Consider the following 21,846-nt stretch of genomic DNA (forward strand, 5'->3'; position numbering starts at 1 on the left):
CGTGGGGGACACTTAATCACCAGACGTATGTGTTGATCATGGAGGAGCCACCCGTGGAGTTCGACGTCACCATCGAGATCCCGAAGGGTTCGCGGAACAAGTACGAGGTGGACCACGAGACCGGTCGGATCCGCCTGGACCGCCGACTCTTCACGTCGACCAGCTACCCGGCTGACTACGGGTTCGTCGAGGGCACCCTGGGCGAGGACGGCGACCCGCTGGACGCCCTGGTCATTCTGGACGAGCCGACCTTCCCGGGTTGCCTCATCAAGTGCCGCGCCATCGGCATGTTCCGGATGACCGACGAGGCCGGCGGCGACGACAAGCTGCTGTGCGTGCCGGCGTCCGACCCGCGCGTCGAGCACCTGCGGGACATCCACCACGTCTCGGAGTTCGACCGCCTGGAGATCCAGCACTTCTTCGAGGTCTACAAGGACCTGGAGCCGGGCAAGTCCGTCGAGGGCGCCAGCTGGGTCGGCCGCGCCGAGGCCGAGGCCGAGGTCGAGGCGTCCGTCAAGCGCCTTGAGGCCGCCGGCGGCGCGCACTGAGCCATAGCGCTGTCGCGCGATAGCGCGCACCGGCGCTCAGGGGCGGGCCGGGGGACCAGATCCCCCGGCCCGCCCCTTCTCATGCCCGGTGCCGCCGCGCGGAGGCCCGGGCGTGCCGGGCCGGAAACCGAGGGACGGCCATCAGGCCGGCCGCGGCGGGGACCCGTACGGCGGGGACCGGCGGCGCGCCTCGGCTCCGTCGCCGCTCGGCGGGACGCGGCCGGTTCGCACCGCCGGTCTCCACCACCGGGGTCGCGCGCCGTCGCGGCGGGATGGATTCCCCGAACCCGGACGGAGACCCCAAGCCCGGCCATGAGGGCGTCGCGGCCGGCGGCTTAACCCGTCGCGAGGGCGGGAGGGCTCAGAAGCCGCGGGTGCGCTTGGCCGCCCGGCGGGCCTCCACGCGGTGCGGTTCCAGCCGCGGCGGGCGGATGAAGAGCCGCGCCACCTCGTTACCGAGATTCACCCCGATGGCGATGGCCAGCGCGAGCGCGGCCGCGCGGGTGAGGTGGGCGATGCCCGGGTCCAGCTCGCCCTGGGCGAGCGAGAGCAGTCCGAAGTAGGTGGCGCTACCGGGCAGCAGCGGGCCGATGGCCGCGGTGACGTACGGCAGCGCGGAGGCGTAGCGGTAGCGGGACAGCAACTGGCCGAAGAGGCCGACCAGGCCGGCGGCGACCGTGGTGGCGGCGACGGCCGGGACGCCGGCCGTGTCGTGCAGCGCGGCGTAGATCACCCAGGCGACGCCCCCGTTGAGGGTGGCGAACAGCAGGGTGTGACGCTCCTGCTGGAGCAGCACGCAGAAGGCGAAGACCAGCAGCATGGCGGCGAGCGTCTGCGTCACCGGCCGCTCCACGTGTTTGAGCGCCGCCTCGGGGTTGAGCTTGGCGTTCAGCTGGACGCCGCCGTAGAGCACGGTCAGCACGCCGCAGACGATGCCGACGATCAGATAGCCGACCTCCAGCAGCCGGGCGGAGGCCGTGATGTAGTAGCCGGTCAGCCCGTCCTGGACGCCGGCGACCAGCGCTCGCCCCGGGATCAGGGCGAACAGCCCACCGGTGATCACCGCGGACGCCTGGAGTCCGGCGTGCGCCAGGCTCAGCGCGACCCCCATCGCGGCGGGCGGCATGGCGGCCGCGACGAACTGGTAGAACTCCGGCAACCCGCGTCCGGAGGCCAGCCAGGCCAGCCGGTCGCCGAGCATCGCGCCGATCGCCGCGGCGAGGAAGACCTCGGCGCCGCCGCCGACCAGCACGCTGCCCGCGCCGGCGAGCACGCCGCTGGCCAGGGTGAGCGCCCAGCCGGGGTAGGGGTGGCGGTTACGGCGGATCTCGGCGAGCCGGCGGTACGCCTCCTCCAGGGTGACCGTCTCGGCGGTGATGTCGTGGACGAGCCGGAAGACGGCCGCCAGCCGGGTGTAGTCGGTGCCCCGGCGGCGCACCGTCCGGCTCGCGGTCACCGGGTCGTCGACCAGCGAGGGCTGGTAGGAGACCGAGAGCAGGGTGAAGGTGACGGTGGGTTCGCAGCGGTCCAGCTTGTAGGCGTGCGCCACGCCGAGCATCGCGGCCTCGACGTCCTCGGCGTTCTCGCCGCCGGCCAGCAGCAGTTCGCCGATGCGGAGTGTGAGGTCGAGCACACGCGGCACGGCGGGCCCGGTCTCGTCGTGCTTCTCGGGCCGCTCGGGCGTCGGGCGCTCCCCGATCGGGGTGCGCAGCATGGTGCGCATCCGGTCCTGCCAGGGGGCGTCCTTGGTCAGCCGGATCACCGGGACGCCGTGCGGCGGGGTCAGCACCGGGATGCTGCCGGTGGTGGAGGAGCTGGTCGTCACGCCGGGTGGCGGGGTGAAGGCCGAGCCCTCCGGCTCGCCGTGCGGCTCGGTGGTCAGCCCCTCGGGGACGGCGAACTCCGAGGTGGGGTGCTCGTCCTCGGGCGGCGGCGGCAGCGGCACGCCCAGCGGCGGGGTGAAGGCGCTGTGCGCCTCGTCAGAGGTGGGCTTGCGGTCCTCGGGACCGGGTGGCACGGGCGGCACCGGTGGCACGGGCGGCACCGGTGGCTGGGCCGCCCGGCTCGCCGGCACCCCCGACTCCCGTGCGCCGCCCCGCTCGGGGGTGTGGTCTGGTTCCGCCACCGCTCGCTCCTCGTGCCCTCATACGCCTCCCGGCCGCTGTCACAGCAACCATGCACGATCGCTGGTGCGCCTGCCCAGCGGGCCCCCGAACAAGCGTCTAGGAGCGCGCGGCGACGGACTCGGGTAACCGGTTTCGCCGGCCCCCACACGGCCGGCGGGCCCCTGGACAGGTGTCCAGGGGCCCGCTGGGGGTGCTTCTCCGGCCACGGCCGCCGGGCGCGGGGCTCCCGCGGGCGGTCCGGGGCGGCCGGGTCGGCGCGACGGAGTCAGCGCGACGGGGTCAGCGCTTGGCGTGGCGCCCGCGCTGCACCGGGGGCTGCGGGGGCTGCGGGCCGGTGGCCCCCATGGGGGGCGCGGCGGCGGCCGCCTTCTTGCCCTGGCGGCGGGCCTTGAGGTACTCGATCACGATCGGGATCACCGAGATGAGCACGATGCCGACCAGCATCGCCTCGATGTTGTCGCGCACGACGGCGGTCTTGCCCAGCAGCGCGCCCAGCACGGTGACGCCCGCGCCCCACAGCACTCCGCCGATGATGTTGAAGATCAGGAAGGAGCGGTAGTTCATCCGGCTCACGCCGGCGATGATCGGCGTGAAGGTGCGGACGACGGGCACGAAGCGGGCCAGGACCAGCGACTTGGGACCGTGCTTCTCGAAGAACTCGTGGGCCTTCTCCACGTTCTCCTGCTTGAAGAACTTGGAGTCCGGGCGCCGGAACAGCGAGGGCCCGACTTTTCTGCCGAAGAGATAGCCCACCTGGTCACCGAGGATCGCGGCGGCCACGATGCCCAGGCACATCAGCCACAGCTCCGTGGAGAGCTGGTCGGTGGTGATCAGCAGGCCGGTGGTGAACAGCAGCGAGTCACCGGGCAGGAAGAAGCCGATGAGCAGGCCCGACTCGGCGAAGACGATCGCCATGACACCCCACGGGCCGAAGGTGTCGATCAGATGGTTTGCGTCCAGCCAACTGGGTCCGAGCGCGAGTGTGGTCACGGGTGACAGGCTCCTGGGTCGAGTGGTGCAGGCTCGTGCGAGGCCCGGCCGCAGGTGAGTGGGGCAGACGGCGGACGCGGTGCATGGATGGTGCCGCCCAAAATATCAACGCCAGACCCCGGACTCCGGTTCCAGTGGCCCCACCGTCTCCCGCCGCGCTCCGCCCGGCGCTCGTCACGCCCCGTCGGCGCACCGTCGGCTCACCGTCGGCGCCCCACCGTGACGCCCCGTGACGCCCCGCGCGGACGCGCGCGGCGGCGCGGGGCGCCCCGGGACACCGTGGAGCCCGCCGGCGCTACGCGCCCTCCGCGCGGTGGCGGACGTTGGCCAGGATCGCCTCCCGCAGGAAGGCGGCCAGCCCCGGCGCGGTCGCGTCGTAGAAGGCGGTGAAGCGCTCGTCGGCGACGTACATCTCGGCGAGGCAGCCGTGCATCTCGTACGAGCACTCGTAGTGGTAGCGGGTGATCTGGGAGCGGTGCTCCTCGGCGAGGTCCGTCGCGGCCGGCGAGTCCGGCGCGGCGCCGGAGGCCATCAGGGCCGCCAGCCGTTCGACGAGCTCCTCCCCCTCCCGCTTGATCCGCAGCCAGTCCTCCTTGGTGTACGCGGCGGCCCGGCGCTGCGACTCGCGGTAGGCGTCGGTGTCGCCCCAGCGCTGCTCGACCTCCTCGGCGTACTGGTCCGGGTCGTGGTCCCCGAAGACCTCGAACTTCTCCTCGGGCGTGAGGTTGATGCCCATCGCGCGTGCCTCCATGGCGTGCTCCACGGCCGCGGCCATCTCCTGCAGTCGGGCGATCCGGGCGGTCAGCAGCTCGTGCTGGCGCCGCAGGTGCTCCCGCGGGTCCGCGTCCGGGTCGTCCAGGAGGGCCGCGACCTCGTCGAGCGGGAAGCCCAGCTCCCGGTAGAACAGGATCCGCTGCAGCCGGTCGAGGTCGGCGTCGTCGTAACGCCGGTGCCCCGCGCGGCTGCGGCCGCTCGGCCTGAGCAGCCCGATCTCGTCGTAGTGGTGCAGGGTGCGCACCGTGACGCCGGCGTAGCCCGCCACCTGTCCCACGGAGTAGCTCATCGCTTTCCGCTCCCTCGGTCGGTTCGCGCTCCACGTTCCGCCCTCACGCCGCGTGAGGTGCAAGTCCACATCGCGGAAATCCCCGGGGCGGGAGTGCGGGCCGGTGCGATCCTGCCGTCCATGCTGGGGATAACCGATCTTTCGACGTATCTGGCGGGGCTCGCCCTGATCATCCTGCTGCCGGGGCCGAACTCCCTCTATGTGGTCTCCGTGGCGGCCCGGCGCGGGCCGCGCACCGGCTACCGGGCGGCGGGCGGGGTACTCGTCGGCGACACCGTGCTGATGGCGCTGTCGGCCGGCGGGGTGGCCTCGCTGCTCCAGGCGAGCCCGGTGCTGTTCGCGGTGGTGAAGTTCGCGGGCGCCGGCTATCTGTCCTGGCTCGCGGTGGGCATGCTGCGCGGGGCCTGGACGCTGTGGCGGGAGCGGGGCGCGCGGGCCGACGCCACGAAGGCCCCCGGGGCTTCGGGGGTTTCCAGGGCTTCCGGAGCTTCCAGGGCTTCCGGGACGGCTTCGGTGGCGGGCCCTTCGGACGCCTCCGCGAAGGAGAGGGAGGCGGTCGAGCGACCGTTCCGCCGGGCGGTGGTGATCAGCTTGCTGAACCCCAAGGCCATCTTGTTCTTCATCTCGTTCTTCGTGCAGTTCGTCGATCCCGAGTACGCCCACCCGGCGCTCTCGTTCGTGGCGCTGGGCGCCTGGGCGCAGCTGTTCAGCTTCACCTATCTGACCATCCTGATCTTCAGCGGCTCGTTCCTGGCCGCGACCTTCCGCCGTCGCAAGCGGCTGACCGCCGGGCTCTCCGCGGCCGCGGGCACCGCCTTCCTGGGCTTCGCGGCGAAGCTGTCGCTGAGCGGCGCGGGGTAAGGAGGTGCCGCGGGGCGTGGTGGTACGCCCCTTACGGGAGTCATGCCCGTAAGGTCGCGATCACCACGGCCCGGACCGGTCGGACCGCACCCGCGCCGGCCCCGGCCGTCCGGGCCGGACCGAGCTGAGGGGCGCGCATCCGATGTCACTCCACAAGGGCACCAGCGGCAGCGACGAGGAGCGGGGCTTCTCCGTCAACCCCTTCTTCCTCGCGGCCGACCCGCTGCGCGGCCTGGAGTCGGAGCCGCCCCGGCACCGGCTGCCCGGCAGCCCGATGACGCCCTCGGCGGCGTACCAGTTCGTCCATGACGAGCTGATGCTGGACGGCAACTCCCGACTGAACCTCGCCACCTTCGTCACCACCTGGATGGAGCCCGAGGCCGGCCGGCTGATGGCCGAGTGCCGCGACAAGAACATGATCGACAAGGACGAGTACCCGCGCACCGCCGAGTTGGAGCGGCGGTGCGTGGCGATGCTCGCCCACCTGTGGCACGCCCCGGACCCGGAGACCACGGTGGGCTGCTCCACGACCGGGTCCAGCGAGGCGTGCATGCTCGCCGGGATGGCGCTCAAGCGGCGCTGGGCGCGGCGGAACGCGGACCGCTACCCGAGCACCGCCCGGCCCAACCTGGTGATGGGCGCCAACGTCCAGGTCTGCTGGGAGAAGTTCTGCACCTTCTGGGAGGTGGAGGCGCGCCAGGTGCCGATGGAGGGCGAGCGCTTCCATCTGGACCCGGAGGCCGCGGCCGCGCTGTGCGACGAGAACACCATCGGGGTCGTCGCCGTGCTCGGCTCCACCTTCGACGGGTCCTACGAGCCGGTCGCCGAGGTGTGCGCGGCGCTCGACGCGCTCCAGGAGCGCACCGGGCTGGACGTGCCGGTCCATGTGGACGGCGCCTCCGGGGCGATGGTCGCGCCCTTCCTCGACCCCGAGCTGGTGTGGGACTTCCGCCTCCCCCGCGTCGCCTCGGTCAACACCTCGGGGCACAAGTACGGGCTGGTCTACCCGGGGGTGGGGTGGGCGCTGTGGCGGGACGCGGCGGCGCTCCCCGAGGAGCTGGTCTTCCGCGTCAACTACCTGGGCGGCGACATGCCGACCTTCGCGCTGAACTTCTCCCGGCCGGGCGCCCAGGTGGTGGCGCAGTACTACACCTTCCTCCGGCTGGGGATCGACGGGTTCCGCGCGGTGCAGGGGTACTCCCGCGACGTGGCCTGCCGGCTCGCCGACCGGATCGAGGAGCTGGGCGACTTCCGGTTGCTGACCCGCGGCGACGAGCTGCCGGTCTTCGCCTTCACCATCGCGGACGACGTGAGGAACTACGACGTCTTCGACGTCTCGCGGCGGATGCGGGAACGGGGTTGGCTGGTGCCCGCGTACAGCTTCCCGCCGAACCGCGAGGACCTGTCGGTGCTGCGGATGGTGTGCCGCAACGGCTTCACCGCCGATCTGGCGGACCTGCTCCTGGACGACCTGCGGATGCTGCTGCCCGAACTACGGCGGCAGTCCAAGCCGTCGCTGGAGCGCGGGACCGCGGTGACCGCTTTCCACCACTGAGGCGCCGCGGGGCCGTCCCCGCCCCGCCCGCTCCGCCGGCCGTCGGCCGCGCGGGGCCCGTCGGCCGCGCGGGGCCCGCGGGTCAGCCCGGCCCGCCGGCCCCCAGGACGGTGGCTCGGCGGCGCACCGCCTCCAGCGCGCCCGGGCGGCGCCCCGGCACCCGGCCGCGGAGCTCGATGAGGGCGGGCGCCAGCGCCCCGGCCCGGGCCGGGTCCTCGATCTGCTGCCACTGGTGGTGCGCCCGGTCGGCGGCGCCCTCCACATCGGGGTGGCCGGGCGGCTGCTCGTTGGCCAGCCGCAGGCCGGCGGCGGATATCCACAACTCGCAGGCGCGGGCCGGGTCGTCGGCGAGCCGGGCCAGGTCGGCCCGGACCTCCAGCCAGTGGACCGCCTCCGGCGAGCTGGGCCCGGAGGCCCGCATGGCCTCCTGCTCCCAGGCGGCCGCCATGGACGCCGCCTCGCTGTGCCGCCCCGCGCGGGCCGCCTCCAGGATCGCCGCGTGCGGGTCGGAGTGATACGGCTCGGAAGGCCTCGCCCCGCGCGGCGGCACGACGGGCACGGGCGGAGCGGTGGGCGGCGCGGCGGGCGCCGGGGGTGCGGCCGGGAACGCGGCCGGCAGGGGCGGCACGGGAACCGCGGGCGGCGGCACGATCAGGATGGGCGGGCCGACGGGGGGTGGAAGGGCCTCGGAGTCGGACCAGCCGCCGTCGCCGTCCGCGCGGGGACGGGTGACCGGCTCCTCGGCGAAACCGGCGTCCGCGCGGGGACCGGCGGCCGGCTCCTCCGTGGCACCGGCCTCCGCGCGGGACACGGATATCGCCTCCGCGGCGGAGCCGGGCTCCGGCACGAAGCCGGCCTCTGCGGCGGGCCCGGGCCCGGCCGCGACCCCGGCCGCGACCCCGGCTCCCGGGGCGAGAGTCCCTCCTGGGGCGGACACGGCGTCTCCAAAGGAGGCGGAACTGGCGGAACTCACGTCTGCCGCCGGCCCGGGCTCCACAGGGGGCGCGACCGGGCCCTCCAGAGCGGCCGGGCTCCCCAGGGTGTCCGGGCCCGCCAGAGTCGGCCGGCCCTGCGGAGCCGTCAGACCCGCCGAGGTCGCCGAACCCGTCGGGGTCGCCGTTGAGGTCGCCAGAGCCTCCGGAGTCGCGGGCCCCTCCGCGGGGAAGGCGGGAGCGCCGTGGTTCGCCGGCTGGAGCGGTAGGGCGGAGCCGTCGGAGAGTCCGGCCTCGACCGCGGCGTGTTCGTGGAGGCGTGCGAGGGGAGGGCGATCGGCGGCGCCGCGGAGCGCGGCGGCGAGGGCCCGGCTGTAGACCGGTGTGAAGACCTCACGCTTGGGCGGGGCGGGGGCGAGGGCCCCGTAGAGGGTGAGCCCGGCGGCGAGTTGGCGTGGGTCGATCCCGAGCCGGGACGCGCCGGCGCCCTTGCCGCCCGCCCGGTCCCCGCTCCCCTGGGGCCACACCGTCCCGTCCGCCACCAGATCGGCGACGACGGTGGTCTCGCTGCCCGGCGGCCGCTTGGCCAGCTCCGCCGCCAGCCAGTGCCAGGGCAGAGCGGTGTAGCGGGCGGTCCTGGGGGTGGTGCGGGCGAGCGCCAGGTGCGGGAGCCGCTGCTTGGCGTCGAGGGTGAGCTGCCCGGCCAGATAGACCAGCACGGGGCCGGGGTGGGCGGCCGCGGTCCGCAGGTGGGTCAGCACGGTCTGCGGATCGTCGGGGTCCACCAGCTGGACGACGCTGGCGCCGGCCGGGGTGCCCACCAACACGGTCGGTGCCACGGCGGCGAGTTGAGGCAGGACCGCCCCGGCGTCCATGATGCGCTGCCGGCCGTTCTTGCCACGGGGGCCGGCGGCGATGAGCAGGGCGTAGCCGGGCTCGCCTGCCGTTCCCGCGCGGTTGATCGCCATGGCAGCACCGTAGCCGGTACCGGGCCGTGGCGCTGTGGCCTGAGCACCAGTCGTACGGTCGGCTCGTCGCACTCGGGCGCGGCGGTCGAGCTCCGCGAGCCCCGCCGCAACCGGCCCACGGAGTACGGGAACCGGCCCACGGGGAGGGCGAGGGGCCGGCCGCCGGCGCCTGGTTGGGCTCCACACGGACCCGAAAGCCGTCGCGCCGATCGGGGTTGGCGCCCGACTGGTGACGGCTGCGGCCGTGAGGTGTCGGGTTTCCCGCGGCGGCCGTGGACGGCCGTGGACGAGGCGGGCGGGGCGACCGTGGGGGGCGACTTTCCCGCGGCGACCGCGCGGCACGCGCCGCGCGCTCGCCGCGCGCCGCGCGGAGTCCGTCACCCGGGCCTCACTCCGAGGCGGCGTACGGGTTCTTCGCCCCCTCGGGCAGCACGTCCACGGAGCGCTTCCCCTCGCCCGCCATGACGTAGGCGCCGCCCTCGAGGCGTTTGATGAGTCCACGGGTCCACTCGGCTCCGCTGTCGGAGGAGTCCACCCAGAGCTTCATGATCTCGCCGATGTGGCCCCACTCGTCGGAACCGCCGTCCGGCGGCATCCAGTGCCGGGTCACCTCGGCCCGCCACTGCTCCAGGGCCGCCACCCGCTCCTTGAGCAGGGCGATGGCCTCCGCCCGGGGGAGGTCGACGATGAACCCGACCCCGGCCGTCAGCTCGTCGATCTTCTGGTCGTGGCGCACCAGGGCCTCGCGCAGCAGCTTGAAGTACTCCACCTGGCCCGCCTCGGTGAGCTCGTACTCCGTGCGGGGCGGGCCGCCCGCCGTGCTCGGCGCCACATCGTGGGCGATCATCAGTCCCTGTTTCGCCATCTGTTTCAGCGCGTGGTAAATCGATCCGGGCTTGGCGTTGGACCACTCGTGCGCGCCCCAGAACTCCAGGTCGTTGCGGACCTGGTACCCGTGTGCCCGCCCATGCTGGCGGACCGCGCCGAGCACCAGCAGCCGGATCGCCGACATCGTCTCCTCATTCCGTCGGACCTGCCCCGCTCCCAGACTAGTGGGCGCGTCTAATCAAGTTTGACTAGCAGGGGAACCGATGCCAGGCTCGCTCCATGGCCGAGACCGTGATTCCGATGCTTCCCTGCCGGTCCATCGACGACATCACCGCCTTCTACCCCGCCCTGGGCTTCGAAGTGACCTTCCAGCAGCGCAGCCCCAACCCCTATGTCGCACTCGCGCGCGGCGAGCTCGCACTGCACTTCTTCGGCATGAAGTCGTACGACCCGGCGTCCTCCTACAGCACCTGCTACGTGCGGACCGACGACGTCGACGCGCTCTACGAGGCGTTCCGGTCGGGGCTGAAGGCGTCGCTGGGCAGAATCCCGACCCGGGGGCTCCCCCGCCTCGGAGCGCTGAAGGACACCACGTACGGGATGCGCCAGTTCCTGCTGACCGACCCCGGCGGCAACACGCTCCGCGTCGGCCGGCCCGTCGCGGACACCTTCGAGCACCGTCCGGCGCCGACGGAGCGCTATGCCCGCGCCCTCCACCAGGCCACGCTGCTCGGCGAGTCCAAGGGCGACCCCGCGGCCGCCGCCCGCGTCCTGGACCGCGCGCTCTCCGCCGAGGGGGCGCCGCCGCCGTCGCGACTGGCGCCCCTGCTCGTGCTGCGTGCCGAGATGGCCGCCCGACTGGGCGACGCGGACCACGCCCGCGACTGCCTGGCGCGCGCCGCCGCCGTCCCCCTCACCCCCGAGCAGCGCCTGGCCCTTCAGGACATCCTCCGCCGGGCCGACGACCTGCGCGAGCACCCGTCCTCCTGAGCGCCCGGCCCCCGGCTTCCAGAAGTCGGGGGCCGCCGGCGGTCACACTTCCGCGCGGCGATCCGTCAGTGGGGTGACAGCAACGTGAAAGCCCGAAAGGAGACGGAGATGGAAGCGCGTGCGATCACCGCGGAGGTGCCGATGGGGCCGCGGATGTCCCAGGACCCCCAGGAGCTCGTCCCCGAACTGGCGGAGGTCTCCGCGGCGCTGTTCAAGGCCACCGGCAACCACTCGGTCCCGCGGACCACGATCAGCCTGCTCCAGCTGCGCGCCGGCCAGATCGTGGAGAACACCTACCTGACCGTCCTGCACACGGGATTCCTGCGCAAGGCCGGGGAGTCCGAGGAGCGGATCACCGCGGTGTCCTCCTGGCAGGACGCGCCGTACTTCACCCCCGCCGAGCGCGCCGCGCTGGCGCTCGTGGAGGCGGTCTTCCAGCCGTCCCCGCGCGGCGAGCGGGTCACCGACGAGCTCTACGCCCAGGCGGCCGAGCACTACGAGCCCAAGGCGCTGGCCACCCTGGCCATCGCGATCGGACAGGTCGGCTTCTTCATCCCGCTGGCCCTGATCGCCAAGCCGGTCCCGGGCCGGTCGTTCACCGACCCGTGGAACTAGAACCACCCGACTGAGAAGCGGCGTTCGGGCCTCCGGCCTTGGGCCTCGGGCCTCGGCCGACACCCGGGGCCCGGCCCTGTCCGAGCGACCGGCGCCCGGGGCCGGGGCCGGGCCCGAGCGACCGACGCCCGGGGCCGAGCGGGCCGACGCCCGGCGCCGTCCCTACACCCCCGCCCCCGCCCGTGCCGCCTCGTCGACCAGCTCGAAGGCGGTCTTGCCGTCCAGGGACTCTCGGATGATGTCCGCGTGTCCCGCGTGGCGACCGACCTCCTCGATCAGGTGGAGGAGCAGCCAGCGGACCGAGACCCGGCCGCCCTGGGGGAACCACGGCGCGTCGGGGAGCGGGAAGGTGTCCTGGAGGCTGGGGACCGAGCGGACGTACTCCTCCGTCTGTCGGGCCACCGCGTCCCAGAAGTCCAGCACGGAGGCGACCGATTCGCCGCCCTCCAACTGGAAGCCCAGGTGCCAGGTGGTCTCGTCGCGCCGGATGGAGTGCGGCACCCGCCGGGCCGTCTCCACCCAGTTCAGCTCGGTCTCGGCGACGTGCTTGAGCAGGCCGGCCAGGGAGAGTCGACTGGCGCTCGGCTGCTGCCGCGCCTGCTCGTCGCCGAGTCCGAGCAGCGCGCGGCGCACACCGCCCCGCTGGGCCTCCAGAAAGGCCAGCAGGGTGCCGCGCTCGTCGGCCGGGTTGGTCTCGATCACGTGGGTGGGCATGGGGTCCGCCTTCCGTCGGCTCGTCCTCGACATCTGCGACAGTAGGACCCCATGCGGTCAGGTTCTGTCCTCAAGTCCACCCGCGGTCGCCGCGTTCGACGCGCCCGCGCGGGGGCGCGCCGGAAGAGCGCGGGTCAGAGGGGGAAGTGGGTGCGCCCGTGCTGGATCGAGATCCACTTGGTCGTGGTGAACGCCTCGATGTACGCGTCGCCGTTGAGCCGTCCCAGCCCCGAGTGCCTCTCGCCGCCGAACGGCACGATCGGCTCGTCGTGCACCGAGCTGTCATTGATGTGGATCATGCCCGTCTCCACCCGTCGGGCGAGCCGGACACCGCGCTCGATGTCGCCGGTGTGGACCGCGCCGCTGAGGCCGTAGTCGGTCGCGTTGGCGATCTCGACGGCCTCCTCGTCTCCGTCGAAGGGGATGAGCACGACCACCGGACCGAACATCTCCTGGTGGAGCACGGCCGAGCCCTCGGGGACGTCGGTGAGCACGGTCGGGCCGACCAGGGTGCCGTGGGTCTCCCCCCGCACCAGGGCCGTGGCACCGTCGGCGATGGTCTGGCCGACCAGCGAGGTGAGGTTCTCGGCCTGGGTCTCGTTGATGAGCGGGCCGATCTGCGTGGTGGGGTCGTTCGGGTCGCCCACCTTCAGACCGCGCACCCGCGCCACGAACTTCTCGGTGAACTCCCGCTCCACCGCGCGGTCCACCAGGATCCGGTTGGCCGCCATGCAGATCTGGCCCTGGTGGGCGAAGCGGCTGAGGATCGCCGCGTCCACCGCGTAGTCGATGTCGGCGTCGTCCAGCACGATCAGCGCGCTGTTGCCGCCGAGCTCCAGGACCGTGCGCTTGAAGTGCGAGGCGGCGACGGTGGCCACATGGCGGCCCACCTTGTCCGAGCCGGTGAAGGAGAACACCTTGGGCACCGGATGCTCGATGAGCGCGTCGCCGATCTCCGCGATGTCGGTGATCACCACGTTGAGCAGCCCGGGCGGCAGTCCGGCCTCCTCGAAGACCTTACCCAGCAGGCTGCCGCCGCAGATCGGGGTGTTCTGGTGCGGCTTGAGCACCACGCCGTTGCCGAGCGCCAGCGCGGGACCGACCGACTTCAGCGAGAGCAGGAACGGGAAGTTGAAGGGGCTGACCACCCCGACCACGCCGACCGGCAGCCGGTACAGCCGGTTCTCCTTGCCGTCGATCGGCGACGGGATGATCCGCCCCTCGGGGCGCAGCGCCAGCTGGACGCACTCGCGCAGGAACTCTCTCGCCAGGCCCAGCTCGAAGGCGGCCTTGAAGTGGGTGCCGCCGACCTCGGCGATGATCGCCTCGCTCAGCTCCTTCTCGCGGTCCTCGACGATGCGCAGCGCCCGCTCGAAGACCAGCCGTCGGGTGTAGGGATTGGTGCTCCCCCACTCCCGCTGCGCCCGCTCGGCGGCCCGATAGGCGAGGTCCACCTCCTCCACCGTGGCCACGGTGATCGAGGCGAGCTTCTCCCCGTTGTACGGGTTGAAGTCGACGATGTCCCAGGAGCCGCTCCCGGGTCGCCATTCGCCGTCGATGTACTGGTACGCCAACTCGGAGAAGTAGGACATGACCGTCCCTATCTGGAGGGCTGGGTGCCCTTGACACCCAAGCGTCTGTGGGGCTCCTGATGGCACGTCATGCTACATACGTCTTACGCGAGTTGAAGCAACCGTTCGAGCAATTCCCGGCTGTTCTCGGGTGACAGGCTGTCGGCGGCCAGACGCCCCAGAACCCTTTCGTAATGGGCGACTTCCTCGCGCTTGTCGAGATAGAGCGCGCTGGTGAGTTGCTCCAGATAGACCACGTCCGGCAGGTCCGATTCGGGGAAGCGCAACCGGGTGAACGCGCCGCTCTCCCCGGCGTGCCCGCCGAAGGCGAACGGCATCACCTGGAGCGTCACGTTCGGCTGCTCTGAGACGTCGATGAGGTGCTCCAGCTGCCCCCGCATCACTCGCGAGCCGCCGTAGGGGCGGTGCAACGCCGCCTCGTCCAACACCACGTGGAACTCCGGCGGCTGCTCGGCGACCAGCAGCTTCTGGCGCTCCAGCCGAAGCGCCACGCGGCGCTCCACCTCGGACTCGGAGGCCGTGGGCTGACCGCTGGTGACGACCGCCTGGGCGTAGCTCTCGGTCTGCAGCAGCCCGTGCACGAACTGCACCTCGTAGCAGGCGATGTGCGAGGCGGCTCCCTCCAGCCCCACATATGTCTGAAACCACCCCGGCAGCACATCGCCGTAACTGTGCCACCACCCGGCCACATTGGCCTCGCGGGCCAGCCCGAGCAGCGCCGCCCGCTCCCCGTCGTCGCTGACGCCGTAGAGCGTCAACAGGTCCTCGATGTCCCGCGCCTTGAAGCTCACCCGCCCCAACTCCATGCGGCTGATCTTTGATTCGGAAGCACGGATCGAATAGCCGGCCGCCTCACGCGTGATGCCGCGTGCCTCGCGCAGCCGCCTGAGCTGGGAGCCCAGAAGAATGCGGCGTACCACCGATCCACTCGACTCGCTTGCGGTCATTCCCGTGACCCTCCCTCTACGGAACACACCCTTCCGGGGGCGACCCCCGGCACCCCCGGCGGCGAAGTCTGCCACCTTAGGGCTTCGCGCTGTGCACATGTCGTTACTCAGCCGCGATACGTACGCAGGACAGCGTAGGAAGAATCGCGAGCAAACCCCCGCAGGTTTCCCCAAAGCGTGCGCGTGCACGTGCATCTGCCCTTGCATCTGCCTTACGCATTCGGAACGATGGGGATCGCGCACATGCAAGCTCGTATGGGGTCCAGCCAGGATCATCACGGCCACGAAGGTGCAGGAGTGCTCGCATGGGGACCAACGGCTCGGCCACGCTGGAGCCCTTGTGGCGAGGACTGCCTCCCGTCGACCCCTCCACGGCGCTGCCCGATCTCTCCGACTCCGCCTCCTGCGCGCTCCCGGCCCGCTTCGAGGCGGTCAGGGGCGCCCGCCACTTCGCCGGGGCGACGCTGGAGCGCTGGGAGTTGCCGGAGCTCTTCGACGACGTGGCGCTGGTGGTCTCCGAGCTCGTCACCAACGCCCTGCGCCACGCGCTCCCCGTCGGCCGGCCCGAGCGCGCCACCGGCGACGGCCCCCTCGGTCCCGCCGACAGCCATGAGGCGCATGTCCGTCTCCACCTGATGCGCTGGGCCTCCCGCCTGGTCTGCGCGGTGCGAGACCCCAGCGAGGAGAGCCCCACCGCCGGGGAGGCGGACTCCGGTGAGGAGTCCGGGCGGGGGCTCCACCTCGTGGAGTCCTACAGCGACGGCTGGGGCTGGCACCCGCTGGCGGGCTCCCTGCACGGCAAGATCGTGTGGGCCCTCTTCCTGCTGCCGCGCCAGACCGGACGCGGCTGACTCCGCCGCGTCGGCGCCACCCGCCACGCCGCGTCCGCGTCACCCACCGCCACATCCGCACCGCTCCCGCCGCATCGCCGTACCGCGGCCGCACGGCGGCCGTACGGCGGTCCGCCGGGAACACCGGTACAGCAGTCACGGGAGCCGTCGTACGGCAGCCGTGGGGAACACCGTACGACGCCTCGTACCGCCGTCCGCCCTCAGTCCCCCACCAGGTGGTCGAACTCCCCGTCCTTGGCGCCGAGCAGCAGCGCCGCGATCTCCGCCGGGGTGTAGATCAGGGCCGGGCCGTCGGGGAAGCGGGAATTGCGCATGGCGACCTCCCCACCGGGGAGTTTGGCGAATTCGACGCAGGAACCCTGGGAGTTGCTGTGCCGGCTCTTCTGCCAGACGACCCCATGGAGATCCGCCGCCGCCATGCCGTTGAAGGGGTGGTCGTCGCGCACAGGGCTCTCCGGATGTATCGGTGCAGCTACCAACTGCCCCGGATCATAGCCTCGTTCACGTGCCGACGCGCGAGCGGATGCACGTGCACGCGCAGTGGCGGAATGATCACCGCGAGCCGTAGGGCAGCAAAGCCATCTCCCGGGCGTTCTTGATGGCCCGAGCGATCTGCCGCTGCTGCCGCGCGGTCACGCGTGTGACCCGCCGACTGCGGATCTTCCCCCGGTCGGATATGAACTTCCGCAGCAGATCCGTGTCCTTGTAGTCGATATAGGTGACGCCGGCGGCGTCCAACGGGTTCGGCCGCGGCTTCAGATTTTTGCGATTCGCTCCGCGCTGCGCACCGTTTCTTGGCATGTGCGAGTCCTTTCTCTCAGTTTTTACGGGACATAAGGGGGCCGCCCGGGAATTCGCGGCCCCTCGGGGCATTCAGGAGAGCGCCTCAGGAGACCGGGTCGAGGAGCTGGTCGAAGGCGGCGGAGAGGTCGCGCCACGCCTCGGGGCCCGTCGCGTACTCCTCGTCCGTCAGCAGACAGGACTCCAGCAGCGACGCCAGCGCCTCGGCGTCCAGGCCGGGGGAGGTGAAGGTGAGGTGCTGGGCACGATCGCCGTGCTCGGCGTCCCAGTCCAGGGCCGCGGCCACCCGACGGGTCGGCGGCACCATCTCCCACGCCGCCTCCGGCAGCGCGGCCAGCCACGGCCCCACGCTCTCCACACACAGCGCGCCGCCCGCCGCGTCCCAGGAGAGCAGCGTGTCCGGGCGGTCGGCGAGCCAGAAGCGGCCCCGGCTGCGCGCCGCCGCGCAGCTGAGGTCCTCCAGCGCCGCGTACAGCCGACCGGGGTGGAAGGGGCGGACGCGGTGCCAGACGAAGGTGGTGACCCCGTCGGCGTCGGCGGCCTGCGGCAGCAGCGCGCAGGCCGGGTGCTGCCGGGCCGCGGCCGCCTCCACGTCGAATCCGGCGAGCGCCTCCCGGGCGAGGTCCGGGGAGTCCAGGGCCACCTGACGGGCCGTGGGGTGCAGCTGCGCGAGGAGCGCGCGGTCCGCGGCGTCCGCGGCCTCGTCGCCGTCGACGACGGCCAGCGCCGACGGGTACTCCAACTGGCGGGCGAAGGTGTCGGCGACCGTACGCTGATCGGTGGCCGCGGCCGCCAGCCCCACCTCGGCCAGGTCGTCCCCGCAGCCGAGGAACGGCAGCAGCAGCGCCGGGTCCACCGCGGTGAGCACGCCGCTCAGCCGCAGCCGCTCACCGGCGCAGGCTGCCACCACCTCGGCCATCGCCTGCGGCTCCACCGAGTCCCACAGCTCGACCACGGCCAGCCCGCTCGACCCGCCCTCGGCGAGCCGCTCCAGCTCGGGCATCAGGTCCTCGCGCAGCGCGCAGCAGGCGCAGTCGTTGACCAGCGGGACCTCGCCCTCGTCCAGCGTGCCCCGGCGGTCCCGGACGGTCCGACGCACCGTGCCGTCCGCCGCCGAGGCCAGGTCGTGGTGGAGCGCGACGGCGCCGGGCACGGCGCCCAGCAGTCGGTCGACGACCGCCTGTCGGGCGTCGGTGTGCAGCCCGGCCACCAGCACCACGGGCAGGGCGTCGGGCAGCCGCCGCGGGCCGCTCATCGGGCGGCCCCGCGGCTCCCGCGCCTCCCGTACCGGCGCTCGAACCGCTCGACGCGGCCGGCGGTGTCCAGCACCCGGGCGGTGCCGGTGTAGAAGGGGTGGCTCGCCGAGGAGATCTCGACATCGATGACCGGGTAGGTGTTGCCGTCCTCCCATTCGATCGTCTTGTCGCTGGTGGCGGTCGAGCGGGTGAGGAAGGCGAAGTCGGCGGCCCGGTCACGGAAGACGACGGGCCCGTACGGAGGGTGGATGCCGGGCTTCATCGGGCTGCTCAGCGCTCCTCTCGGAAGGTCACGTGGCGGCCGGCCACCGGGTCGTACTTGCGCAGCTCCATCCGGTCCGGGTCGTTCCGGCGGTTCTTGCGGGTGACGTACGTGTAGCCGGTGCCGGCGGTGGACCGGAGTTTGATCACGGGGCGTAGTTCGTTGCGGGCCATACGAGCTACTATACAGAAATGGTTTCCATTTTCATTAAGCCCTCGCGGCACCCCGGGAGGCACTGACCCATGTCCGCCCACTGCCAGCTCACCGGACGCAAGCCCGGCTTCGGCAACTCCATCTCGCACTCCCACCGGCGCACCTCGCGCCGCTTCGACCCCAACATCCAGCGCAAGCGCTACTGGCTGCCGAGCGAGGGTCGACACGTGCGGCTCACCCTCAGCGCCAAGGGCATCAAGACCGTCGACACCATCGGCATCGAGGCCGCCGTGGCCCGGATCCGGGCCCGTGGGGAGCGTGTCTGATGGCGAAGAAGAGCAAGATCGCAAAGAACGAGCAGCGGCGGCTCGTCGTCGCCCGCTACGCCGCGCGCCGCGCGGTCCTCAAGGCCGTCATCCGCGACCCGCGCACACCGGACGCCGAACGCGACGCCGCGCGGCGCGAGTTGAGCCGCCAGCCGCGCGATGCCAGCGCCACCCGCGTCCGCAACCGCGACAGCGTCGACGGCCGCCCGCGCGGCTACCTCCGCGCCTTCGGCCTCTCCCGCGTCAACCTCCGCACCCAGGCGCATGCCGGGTACCTGCCGGGAGTGCGCAAGTCCAGCTGGTGAGCGTGCGGTGATCCGGTGACCGGGTGAGCCGCGCGGGCGGTACCGAACGCCGGACGCCGCGCCCCGGGCCTCGCGGCGGCGTGGCCCGGGGCGCGGCGTCCGCACCGCGGTCCACCGCGCGGTGCGGACGGGCCCGGGGGCGGTCACGCGCCGCCCCGCCCGCGCGGACGCCTCGACGTAGCGGACCTCGCGCGGCCACGTCGACACACGCGCCATCCCCGCCCGCGCGGACGCCTCACGTCGCCGTCAGGGCCACCGTCGGGTGGAGTCGAGAGGCCCGGATCGCCGGGTAGAGGCCGGCGATCACGCCGATGAGGAGCGTCGCGCCGAGGCCGCCCGCGAGCGCCCAGACGGGCACCACGGCCAGCCCTGGGCCGCGGCGAAGCCGACGGTGGCCAGGGAGCCGAGGGCCGCGCCGACGAGGCCGCCCAGGGCGGAGAGCAGCAGCGACTCGGCGAGCAACTGCCGACGGACGGCACCCCTGGTGGCGCCGAGCGCCCGGCGCAGCCCATCTCCTGGCGGCGCTCCAACACGGAGATGACCATGGTGTTGGCGACTCCGACGCCGCCGACCAGCAGCGCCACCGCGCCCAGCGCCCAGCGCCCAGCGCCCAGCGCCCAGCGTGAGGGTGGTCAGCCCCTTGTCGGTGGCCGCCCTTGGCCGCGAGGGCGTCCGAGGGCCGGCTGACCTCGACCGTCTCCTCAGCGCCCGGGTTGACCGTGCGGGCGAGCACCTCGCGCACCCCCTCCATGAGGCGTCCGGGGACATCTCCCGCTTCGACGCCGGGCGGCCGCCCTCACCCTCCATGAGACCGATGTGGCCGACGTGGTGCGGGGCACGCTCGCCGCGCGCGGCTGGTCCGGCCGGGTGCACGCCGTGCTGCCGGAGGGCGCACGGGCCCGGGTCGACCGGCGCCGGTTGGACGTCGTCGTCGCCAACCTGGTCGGCAACGCGCTGCGGCACGGAGCCCCACCGGTGACGGTCGGTCTGGAGGCGAGCTCGGAGGAGCTGCGGATCGCGGTGTCAGACCGGGGGCCGGGGCTGGCGCCGGAGACCGCTCGGCGCGTCTTCGACCGCTTCTACAAGGCCGACACCGCCCGTGCCCGCTCGGAGGGCAGCGGCCTCGGCATGGCGATCGCGCTGGAGAACGCGCGGCTTCACGGCGGCACCATCGAGGTCGCCGACCGGCCGGGCGGGGGCGCGCTGTTCACGCTGCGGCTGCCACGCCGGCGCTCGGCGGGCTGCGGCTGTACTTCGGCTCCGACGACGGGCTTCGGAGCGTCTCCCGCCCGGAGCGGCGCGTCGACTCGCTGAACGGCGCGCTCAAGCTGCTGGCCGCCGGGCCCACCGCTGACGAGCGCGCCGCCGGGCTGACCACGCTCGTCGAGCCCCTGGGGACGTTCGACGCGACCGCGACGCCCGGGAACCGGGTGACCATGCGGCTGTCCGACCAGGTGGTGCCCCAGCCCGACCTGGCCACCGGGCAGCTGGTCTGCACGCTGGCCCGCGCCCAGTCGCTGCTGCACGGCAGCCGGCCCGACCGGGTGCAGGTCACGCTGGTCAACGGCGCGGGCCGGCGGGCGGGGCCGTACCGCTCCGCAGTTCCTCACGCGCTGAGCGGCACGTTCCCGCACGAAGCGGCATGTCGTCGGACGGCGGGCACCACGTCACGCGCCGAGCATCACGTTCACGTCCTCGTGGCCGTACTGGTGGCCGTCCTGGTGGCCGTGCTCATGGCCGTGCTCGTGGTCGCAGGCGTCGTCCACCCCGTATGCGTCCCAGGCCGGGAAGGGGTCGGGCCCCGGGGCGTCGCCGCCGTGGGTCAGCAGGCAGGCGTCGAGCGCCGCGTGCAGGGCCTCGGGGCGCAGCTCGGTGCCGATGAAGACCAGCTCCTGGCCACGGGCGTCCCCGGAGGCGCGGACCCCGGAGGGCTCGAAGCGGGCGACGGCACCCGCCTGCGACCACAGGCCGGTCACGCGCGGGCGCGAGGCGAGCCAGAAGAAGCCCTTGGAGCGCAGGATGCGGCCGTACCGGCCGCTGTCCAGGCCGTTGGTGACGAAGTCCCACAGGCGCACCGGGTGGAACGGGCGCTCCGCGCGGTAGACGGTGGAGGAGACTCCGTACTCCTCGGTCTCCGGGACCTGGTCGCCGTTGAGCTCCCGGACCCAGCCCGGTGCCTCCTGGGCGCGTTCCAGGTCGAACAGGCCGGTGCCGAGGATGTCGGACGGGGCGATCCGCCCGTGCCGCGCGGGCACGATCCGGGCCGCGGGGTTGAGCCGGCTCAGCACCGCCTGGAGTCGCTCGCCCTCGGCCGCGTCGACCAGGTCGAGCTTGTTGAGGACGATGACGTCGGCGAACTCGACCTGGTCCATGAGCAGGTCGCTGACGGTGCGCTGGTCGTCCTCGTACTGGTCCAGGCCGCGCTCGACCAGCTCGTCGCCACCGGCCAGTTCGCGCCCGAAGCCGGCCGCGTCCACGACGGTGACCATGGTGTCCAGCCGGGCCACGTCGCCCAGGGTCGCTCCGTCGTCGCGTGGGAAGGCGAAGGTCGCGGCGACGGGCATCGGCTCGGAGATGCCGCTGGACTCGATGAGGAGGTAGTCGAAGCGGCCCGCGCGGGCCAGCCGGTCGACCTCCTCCAGCAGGTCGTCGCGGAGGGTGCAGCAGATGCACCCGTTGGTCAGCTCCACCAGCCGCTCCTCGGTGCGGGAGAGGGCCGCGGAGCCGCCGCGGACGAGCGCGGCGTCGATGTTGACCTCGCTCATGTCGTTGACGATCACCGCCACCCGCAGCCCGTCGCGGTTGCCGAGGACGTGGTTGAGGAGCGTGGTCTTACCGGCGCCGAGGAACCCGGAGAGCACGGTGACCGGGAGGCGGCGCGCGGCACCGCCGCGGGGCTCGCACGGGAGCTGCTCGGGGTGCCGGTCCGGGTGCTGCGCCGAGTGCTGGTCCAGGAGCTGGTCCATGGGGTGCGTCAGTCCTCGGGGCGGAGCAGGCCGCGCTCGTAGGCGCGCACGAGGTGCTGCGGGACCCGGACCGCGCGGCCGTCGACGGTGATGGTCACCAGGGCGGGCGGGGCGGCCTTCCACTGGGCGCGGCGGTGGCGGGTGTTGCTGCGCGACATCTTGCGCTTGGGGACTGCCATGAGGTGGCCTCTCCGGTC

The 21,846-nt window shown here is 73.1% G+C and carries 24 protein-coding genes and 1 pseudogene; 9 read left to right on the plus strand and 16 right to left on the minus strand.

Annotated elements, in window-relative coordinates; translation table 11 throughout:
- Nucleotides 1-53 precede the first annotated feature (53 nt).
- On the plus strand, nucleotides 54-548 hold the full coding sequence (locus CD790_RS10475) for an inorganic diphosphatase (RefSeq protein ID WP_144383347.1): 495 nt from the start codon (nucleotides 54-56) through the stop codon (nucleotides 546-548).
- Nucleotides 549-909: 361 nt separating this feature from the next.
- On the opposite strand, the gene CD790_RS10480 is transcribed toward CD790_RS10475, so the two are convergent.
- The 3 genes from CD790_RS10480 to CD790_RS10490 all read right to left on the minus strand — a co-directional run bounded on the left by CD790_RS10480 (nucleotide 910) and on the right by CD790_RS10490 (nucleotide 4,727).
- A complete protein-coding gene (locus CD790_RS10480; protein WP_399217434.1) occupies nucleotides 910-2,592 on the minus strand; it encodes a threonine/serine exporter ThrE family protein in 1,683 nt (560 codons plus the stop codon).
- 361 nt (nucleotides 2,593-2,953) lie between these two features.
- Nucleotides 2,954-3,664, minus strand: coding sequence for a DedA family protein (locus CD790_RS10485; RefSeq protein ID WP_144382920.1), 711 nt, complete (start codon nucleotides 3,662-3,664; stop codon nucleotides 2,954-2,956).
- A 295-nt stretch (nucleotides 3,665-3,959) separates the two neighbouring features.
- Nucleotides 3,960-4,727 carry a MerR family transcriptional regulator gene (locus CD790_RS10490; RefSeq protein ID WP_144382921.1) on the minus strand — a complete coding sequence of 256 codons (768 nt, stop codon included), beginning with the start codon at nucleotides 4,725-4,727 and terminating at the stop codon, nucleotides 3,960-3,962.
- A 120-nt stretch (nucleotides 4,728-4,847) separates the two neighbouring features.
- On the opposite strand from CD790_RS10490, the gene leuE reads away from it, so the two are divergent.
- Both leuE and CD790_RS10500 read left to right on the plus strand, forming a co-directional pair.
- Nucleotides 4,848-5,588 carry a leucine efflux protein LeuE gene (leuE, locus tag CD790_RS10495; RefSeq protein WP_144382922.1) on the plus strand — a complete coding sequence of 247 codons (741 nt, stop codon included), beginning with the start codon at nucleotides 4,848-4,850 and terminating at the stop codon, nucleotides 5,586-5,588.
- 142 nt (nucleotides 5,589-5,730) lie between these two features.
- Nucleotides 5,731-7,143: a glutamate decarboxylase gene (locus CD790_RS10500; RefSeq protein ID WP_144382923.1), complete on the plus strand. Its 1,413-nt coding sequence runs from the start codon at nucleotides 5,731-5,733 to the stop codon at nucleotides 7,141-7,143.
- 82 nt (nucleotides 7,144-7,225) lie between these two features.
- Here CD790_RS10500 and CD790_RS10505 read toward each other — a convergent pair whose 3' ends face one another.
- Complete coding sequence (locus CD790_RS10505) at nucleotides 7,226-9,043, minus strand: hypothetical protein (RefSeq protein ID WP_144382924.1); 1,818 nt, start codon at nucleotides 9,041-9,043, stop codon at nucleotides 7,226-7,228.
- Nucleotides 9,044-9,431: 388 nt separating this feature from the next.
- A complete protein-coding gene (locus CD790_RS10510) occupies nucleotides 9,432-10,055 on the minus strand; it encodes a PadR family transcriptional regulator (protein ID WP_144382925.1) in 624 nt (207 codons plus the stop codon).
- A gap of 95 nt (nucleotides 10,056-10,150) precedes the next feature.
- Between CD790_RS10510 and CD790_RS10515 the strand changes: the two genes are divergently transcribed.
- Nucleotides 10,151-10,861 carry a VOC family protein gene (locus CD790_RS10515; RefSeq protein ID WP_144382926.1) on the plus strand — a complete coding sequence of 237 codons (711 nt, stop codon included), beginning with the start codon at nucleotides 10,151-10,153 and terminating at the stop codon, nucleotides 10,859-10,861.
- 108 nt (nucleotides 10,862-10,969) lie between these two features.
- A complete protein-coding gene (locus CD790_RS10520; protein ID WP_186318966.1) occupies nucleotides 10,970-11,476 on the plus strand; it encodes a carboxymuconolactone decarboxylase family protein in 507 nt (168 codons plus the stop codon).
- A gap of 162 nt (nucleotides 11,477-11,638) precedes the next feature.
- On the opposite strand, the gene CD790_RS10530 is transcribed toward CD790_RS10520, so the two are convergent.
- From CD790_RS10530 to CD790_RS10540, 3 genes are all read right to left on the minus strand, one after another.
- The gene (locus tag CD790_RS10530; RefSeq protein ID WP_144382928.1) at nucleotides 11,639-12,190 is read right to left on the minus strand and encodes a DinB family protein; all 552 of its coding nucleotides are present in this window, start codon (nucleotides 12,188-12,190) and stop codon (nucleotides 11,639-11,641) included.
- A gap of 134 nt (nucleotides 12,191-12,324) precedes the next feature.
- Nucleotides 12,325-13,782: an aldehyde dehydrogenase family protein gene (locus CD790_RS10535; RefSeq protein ID WP_144382929.1), complete on the minus strand. Its 1,458-nt coding sequence runs from the start codon at nucleotides 13,780-13,782 to the stop codon at nucleotides 12,325-12,327.
- Between the two features lie 83 nt (nucleotides 13,783-13,865).
- Nucleotides 13,866-14,729 carry a helix-turn-helix transcriptional regulator gene (locus tag CD790_RS10540; protein ID WP_144382930.1) on the minus strand — a complete coding sequence of 288 codons (864 nt, stop codon included), beginning with the start codon at nucleotides 14,727-14,729 and terminating at the stop codon, nucleotides 13,866-13,868.
- 305 nt (nucleotides 14,730-15,034) lie between these two features.
- Here CD790_RS10540 and CD790_RS10545 point away from each other — a divergent pair, with 305 nt between their 5' ends.
- Nucleotides 15,035-15,580: an ATP-binding protein gene (locus CD790_RS10545; RefSeq protein ID WP_144382931.1), complete on the plus strand. Its 546-nt coding sequence runs from the start codon at nucleotides 15,035-15,037 to the stop codon at nucleotides 15,578-15,580.
- Between the two features lie 200 nt (nucleotides 15,581-15,780).
- On the opposite strand, the gene CD790_RS10550 is transcribed toward CD790_RS10545, so the two are convergent.
- The 5 genes from CD790_RS10550 to rpmG all read right to left on the minus strand — a co-directional run bounded on the left by CD790_RS10550 (nucleotide 15,781) and on the right by rpmG (nucleotide 18,072).
- Nucleotides 15,781-15,999 (minus strand): DUF397 domain-containing protein, encoded by a 219-nt coding sequence (locus CD790_RS10550; RefSeq protein ID WP_144383349.1) that lies wholly within the window; start codon nucleotides 15,997-15,999, stop codon nucleotides 15,781-15,783.
- A gap of 133 nt (nucleotides 16,000-16,132) precedes the next feature.
- A complete protein-coding gene (rpsR, locus tag CD790_RS10555; RefSeq protein WP_144382932.1) occupies nucleotides 16,133-16,381 on the minus strand; it encodes a 30S ribosomal protein S18 in 249 nt (82 codons plus the stop codon).
- 85 nt (nucleotides 16,382-16,466) lie between these two features.
- A complete protein-coding gene (locus CD790_RS10560) occupies nucleotides 16,467-17,636 on the minus strand; it encodes a GTP-binding protein (RefSeq protein ID WP_144382933.1) in 1,170 nt (389 codons plus the stop codon).
- Nucleotides 17,633-17,899, minus strand: a complete 267-nt coding sequence (locus CD790_RS10565) for a type B 50S ribosomal protein L31 (RefSeq protein ID WP_144382934.1) — start codon at nucleotides 17,897-17,899, stop codon at nucleotides 17,633-17,635. Before CD790_RS10565 ends, CD790_RS10560 begins: the two co-directional genes overlap by 4 nt.
- Before the next feature lie 8 nt (nucleotides 17,900-17,907).
- Nucleotides 17,908-18,072 carry a 50S ribosomal protein L33 gene (rpmG, locus tag CD790_RS10570; protein WP_087926956.1) on the minus strand — a complete coding sequence of 55 codons (165 nt, stop codon included), beginning with the start codon at nucleotides 18,070-18,072 and terminating at the stop codon, nucleotides 17,908-17,910.
- A gap of 69 nt (nucleotides 18,073-18,141) precedes the next feature.
- Between rpmG and rpmB the strand changes: the two genes are divergently transcribed.
- Nucleotides 18,142-18,378: a 50S ribosomal protein L28 gene (rpmB, locus tag CD790_RS10575; protein ID WP_144382935.1), complete on the plus strand. Its 237-nt coding sequence runs from the start codon at nucleotides 18,142-18,144 to the stop codon at nucleotides 18,376-18,378.
- Entirely contained in the window at nucleotides 18,378-18,683 is a 306-nt protein-coding gene (gene rpsN / locus CD790_RS10580; RefSeq protein WP_144382936.1) for a 30S ribosomal protein S14, read from the plus strand. Before rpmB ends, rpsN begins: the two co-directional genes overlap by 1 nt.
- A 235-nt stretch (nucleotides 18,684-18,918) precedes the next feature.
- Here rpsN and CD790_RS35660 read toward each other — a convergent pair.
- Nucleotides 18,919-19,454: pseudogene (locus tag CD790_RS35660) on the minus strand (ABC transporter permease); the annotation flags it as partial.
- Nucleotides 19,455-19,499: 45 nt separating this feature from the next.
- On the opposite strand from CD790_RS35660, the gene CD790_RS10590 reads away from it, so the two are divergent.
- Entirely contained in the window at nucleotides 19,500-19,997 is a 498-nt protein-coding gene (locus CD790_RS10590; protein ID WP_399217288.1) for a sensor histidine kinase, read from the plus strand.
- Nucleotides 19,998-20,350: 353 nt separating this feature from the next.
- On the opposite strand, the gene CD790_RS10595 is transcribed toward CD790_RS10590, so the two are convergent.
- Nucleotides 20,351-21,649: a GTP-binding protein gene (locus tag CD790_RS10595; RefSeq protein WP_144382938.1), complete on the minus strand. Its 1,299-nt coding sequence runs from the start codon at nucleotides 21,647-21,649 to the stop codon at nucleotides 20,351-20,353.
- Nucleotides 21,650-21,657: 8 nt separating this feature from the next.
- Nucleotides 21,658-21,828 (minus strand): 50S ribosomal protein L32, encoded by a 171-nt coding sequence (rpmF, locus tag CD790_RS10600; protein ID WP_144382939.1) that lies wholly within the window; start codon nucleotides 21,826-21,828, stop codon nucleotides 21,658-21,660.
- Between the last annotated feature and the right edge of the window lie 18 nt (nucleotides 21,829-21,846).

The sequence above is a fragment of the Streptomyces sp. SAJ15 genome (assembly GCF_007595705.1).
Classification (GTDB): domain Bacteria; phylum Actinomycetota; class Actinomycetes; order Streptomycetales; family Streptomycetaceae; genus Streptomyces.

What these genes read in the sequence shown, in the direction of transcription:
- CD790_RS10490 (WP_144382921.1), bottom strand. Translation starts at nt 4,727, where the DNA reads ATGAGCTACTCCGTGGGACAGGTGGCGGGCTACGCCGGCGTCACGGTG.
- leuE (WP_144382922.1), top strand. Translation starts at nt 4,848, where the DNA reads ATGCTGGGGATAACCGATCTTTCGACGTATCTGGCGGGGCTCGCCCTG.
- CD790_RS10500 (WP_144382923.1), top strand. Translation starts at nt 5,731, where the DNA reads ATGTCACTCCACAAGGGCACCAGCGGCAGCGACGAGGAGCGGGGCTTC.
- CD790_RS10505 (WP_144382924.1), bottom strand. Translation starts at nt 9,043, where the DNA reads ATGGCGATCAACCGCGCGGGAACGGCAGGCGAGCCCGGCTACGCCCTG.
- CD790_RS10510 (WP_144382925.1), bottom strand. Translation starts at nt 10,055, where the DNA reads ATGTCGGCGATCCGGCTGCTGGTGCTCGGCGCGGTCCGCCAGCATGGG.
- CD790_RS10515 (WP_144382926.1), top strand. Translation starts at nt 10,151, where the DNA reads ATGGCCGAGACCGTGATTCCGATGCTTCCCTGCCGGTCCATCGACGAC.
- CD790_RS10520 (WP_186318966.1), top strand. Translation starts at nt 10,970, where the DNA reads ATGGAAGCGCGTGCGATCACCGCGGAGGTGCCGATGGGGCCGCGGATG.
- CD790_RS10530 (WP_144382928.1), bottom strand. Translation starts at nt 12,190, where the DNA reads ATGCCCACCCACGTGATCGAGACCAACCCGGCCGACGAGCGCGGCACC.
- CD790_RS10535 (WP_144382929.1), bottom strand. Translation starts at nt 13,782, where the DNA reads ATGTCCTACTTCTCCGAGTTGGCGTACCAGTACATCGACGGCGAATGG.
- CD790_RS10540 (WP_144382930.1), bottom strand. Translation starts at nt 14,729, where the DNA reads ATGACCGCAAGCGAGTCGAGTGGATCGGTGGTACGCCGCATTCTTCTG.
- CD790_RS10545 (WP_144382931.1), top strand. Translation starts at nt 15,035, where the DNA reads ATGGGGACCAACGGCTCGGCCACGCTGGAGCCCTTGTGGCGAGGACTG.
- CD790_RS10550 (WP_144383349.1), bottom strand. Translation starts at nt 15,999, where the DNA reads ATGGCGGCGGCGGATCTCCATGGGGTCGTCTGGCAGAAGAGCCGGCAC.
- rpsR (WP_144382932.1), bottom strand. Translation starts at nt 16,381, where the DNA reads ATGCCAAGAAACGGTGCGCAGCGCGGAGCGAATCGCAAAAATCTGAAG.
- CD790_RS10560 (WP_144382933.1), bottom strand. Translation starts at nt 17,636, where the DNA reads ATGAGCGGCCCGCGGCGGCTGCCCGACGCCCTGCCCGTGGTGCTGGTG.
- CD790_RS10565 (WP_144382934.1), bottom strand. Translation starts at nt 17,899, where the DNA reads ATGAAGCCCGGCATCCACCCTCCGTACGGGCCCGTCGTCTTCCGTGAC.
- rpmG (WP_087926956.1), bottom strand. Translation starts at nt 18,072, where the DNA reads ATGGCCCGCAACGAACTACGCCCCGTGATCAAACTCCGGTCCACCGCC.
- rpmB (WP_144382935.1), top strand. Translation starts at nt 18,142, where the DNA reads ATGTCCGCCCACTGCCAGCTCACCGGACGCAAGCCCGGCTTCGGCAAC.
- rpsN (WP_144382936.1), top strand. Translation starts at nt 18,378, where the DNA reads ATGGCGAAGAAGAGCAAGATCGCAAAGAACGAGCAGCGGCGGCTCGTC.
- CD790_RS10595 (WP_144382938.1), bottom strand. Translation starts at nt 21,649, where the DNA reads ATGGACCAGCTCCTGGACCAGCACTCGGCGCAGCACCCGGACCGGCAC.
- rpmF (WP_144382939.1), bottom strand. Translation starts at nt 21,828, where the DNA reads ATGGCAGTCCCCAAGCGCAAGATGTCGCGCAGCAACACCCGCCACCGC.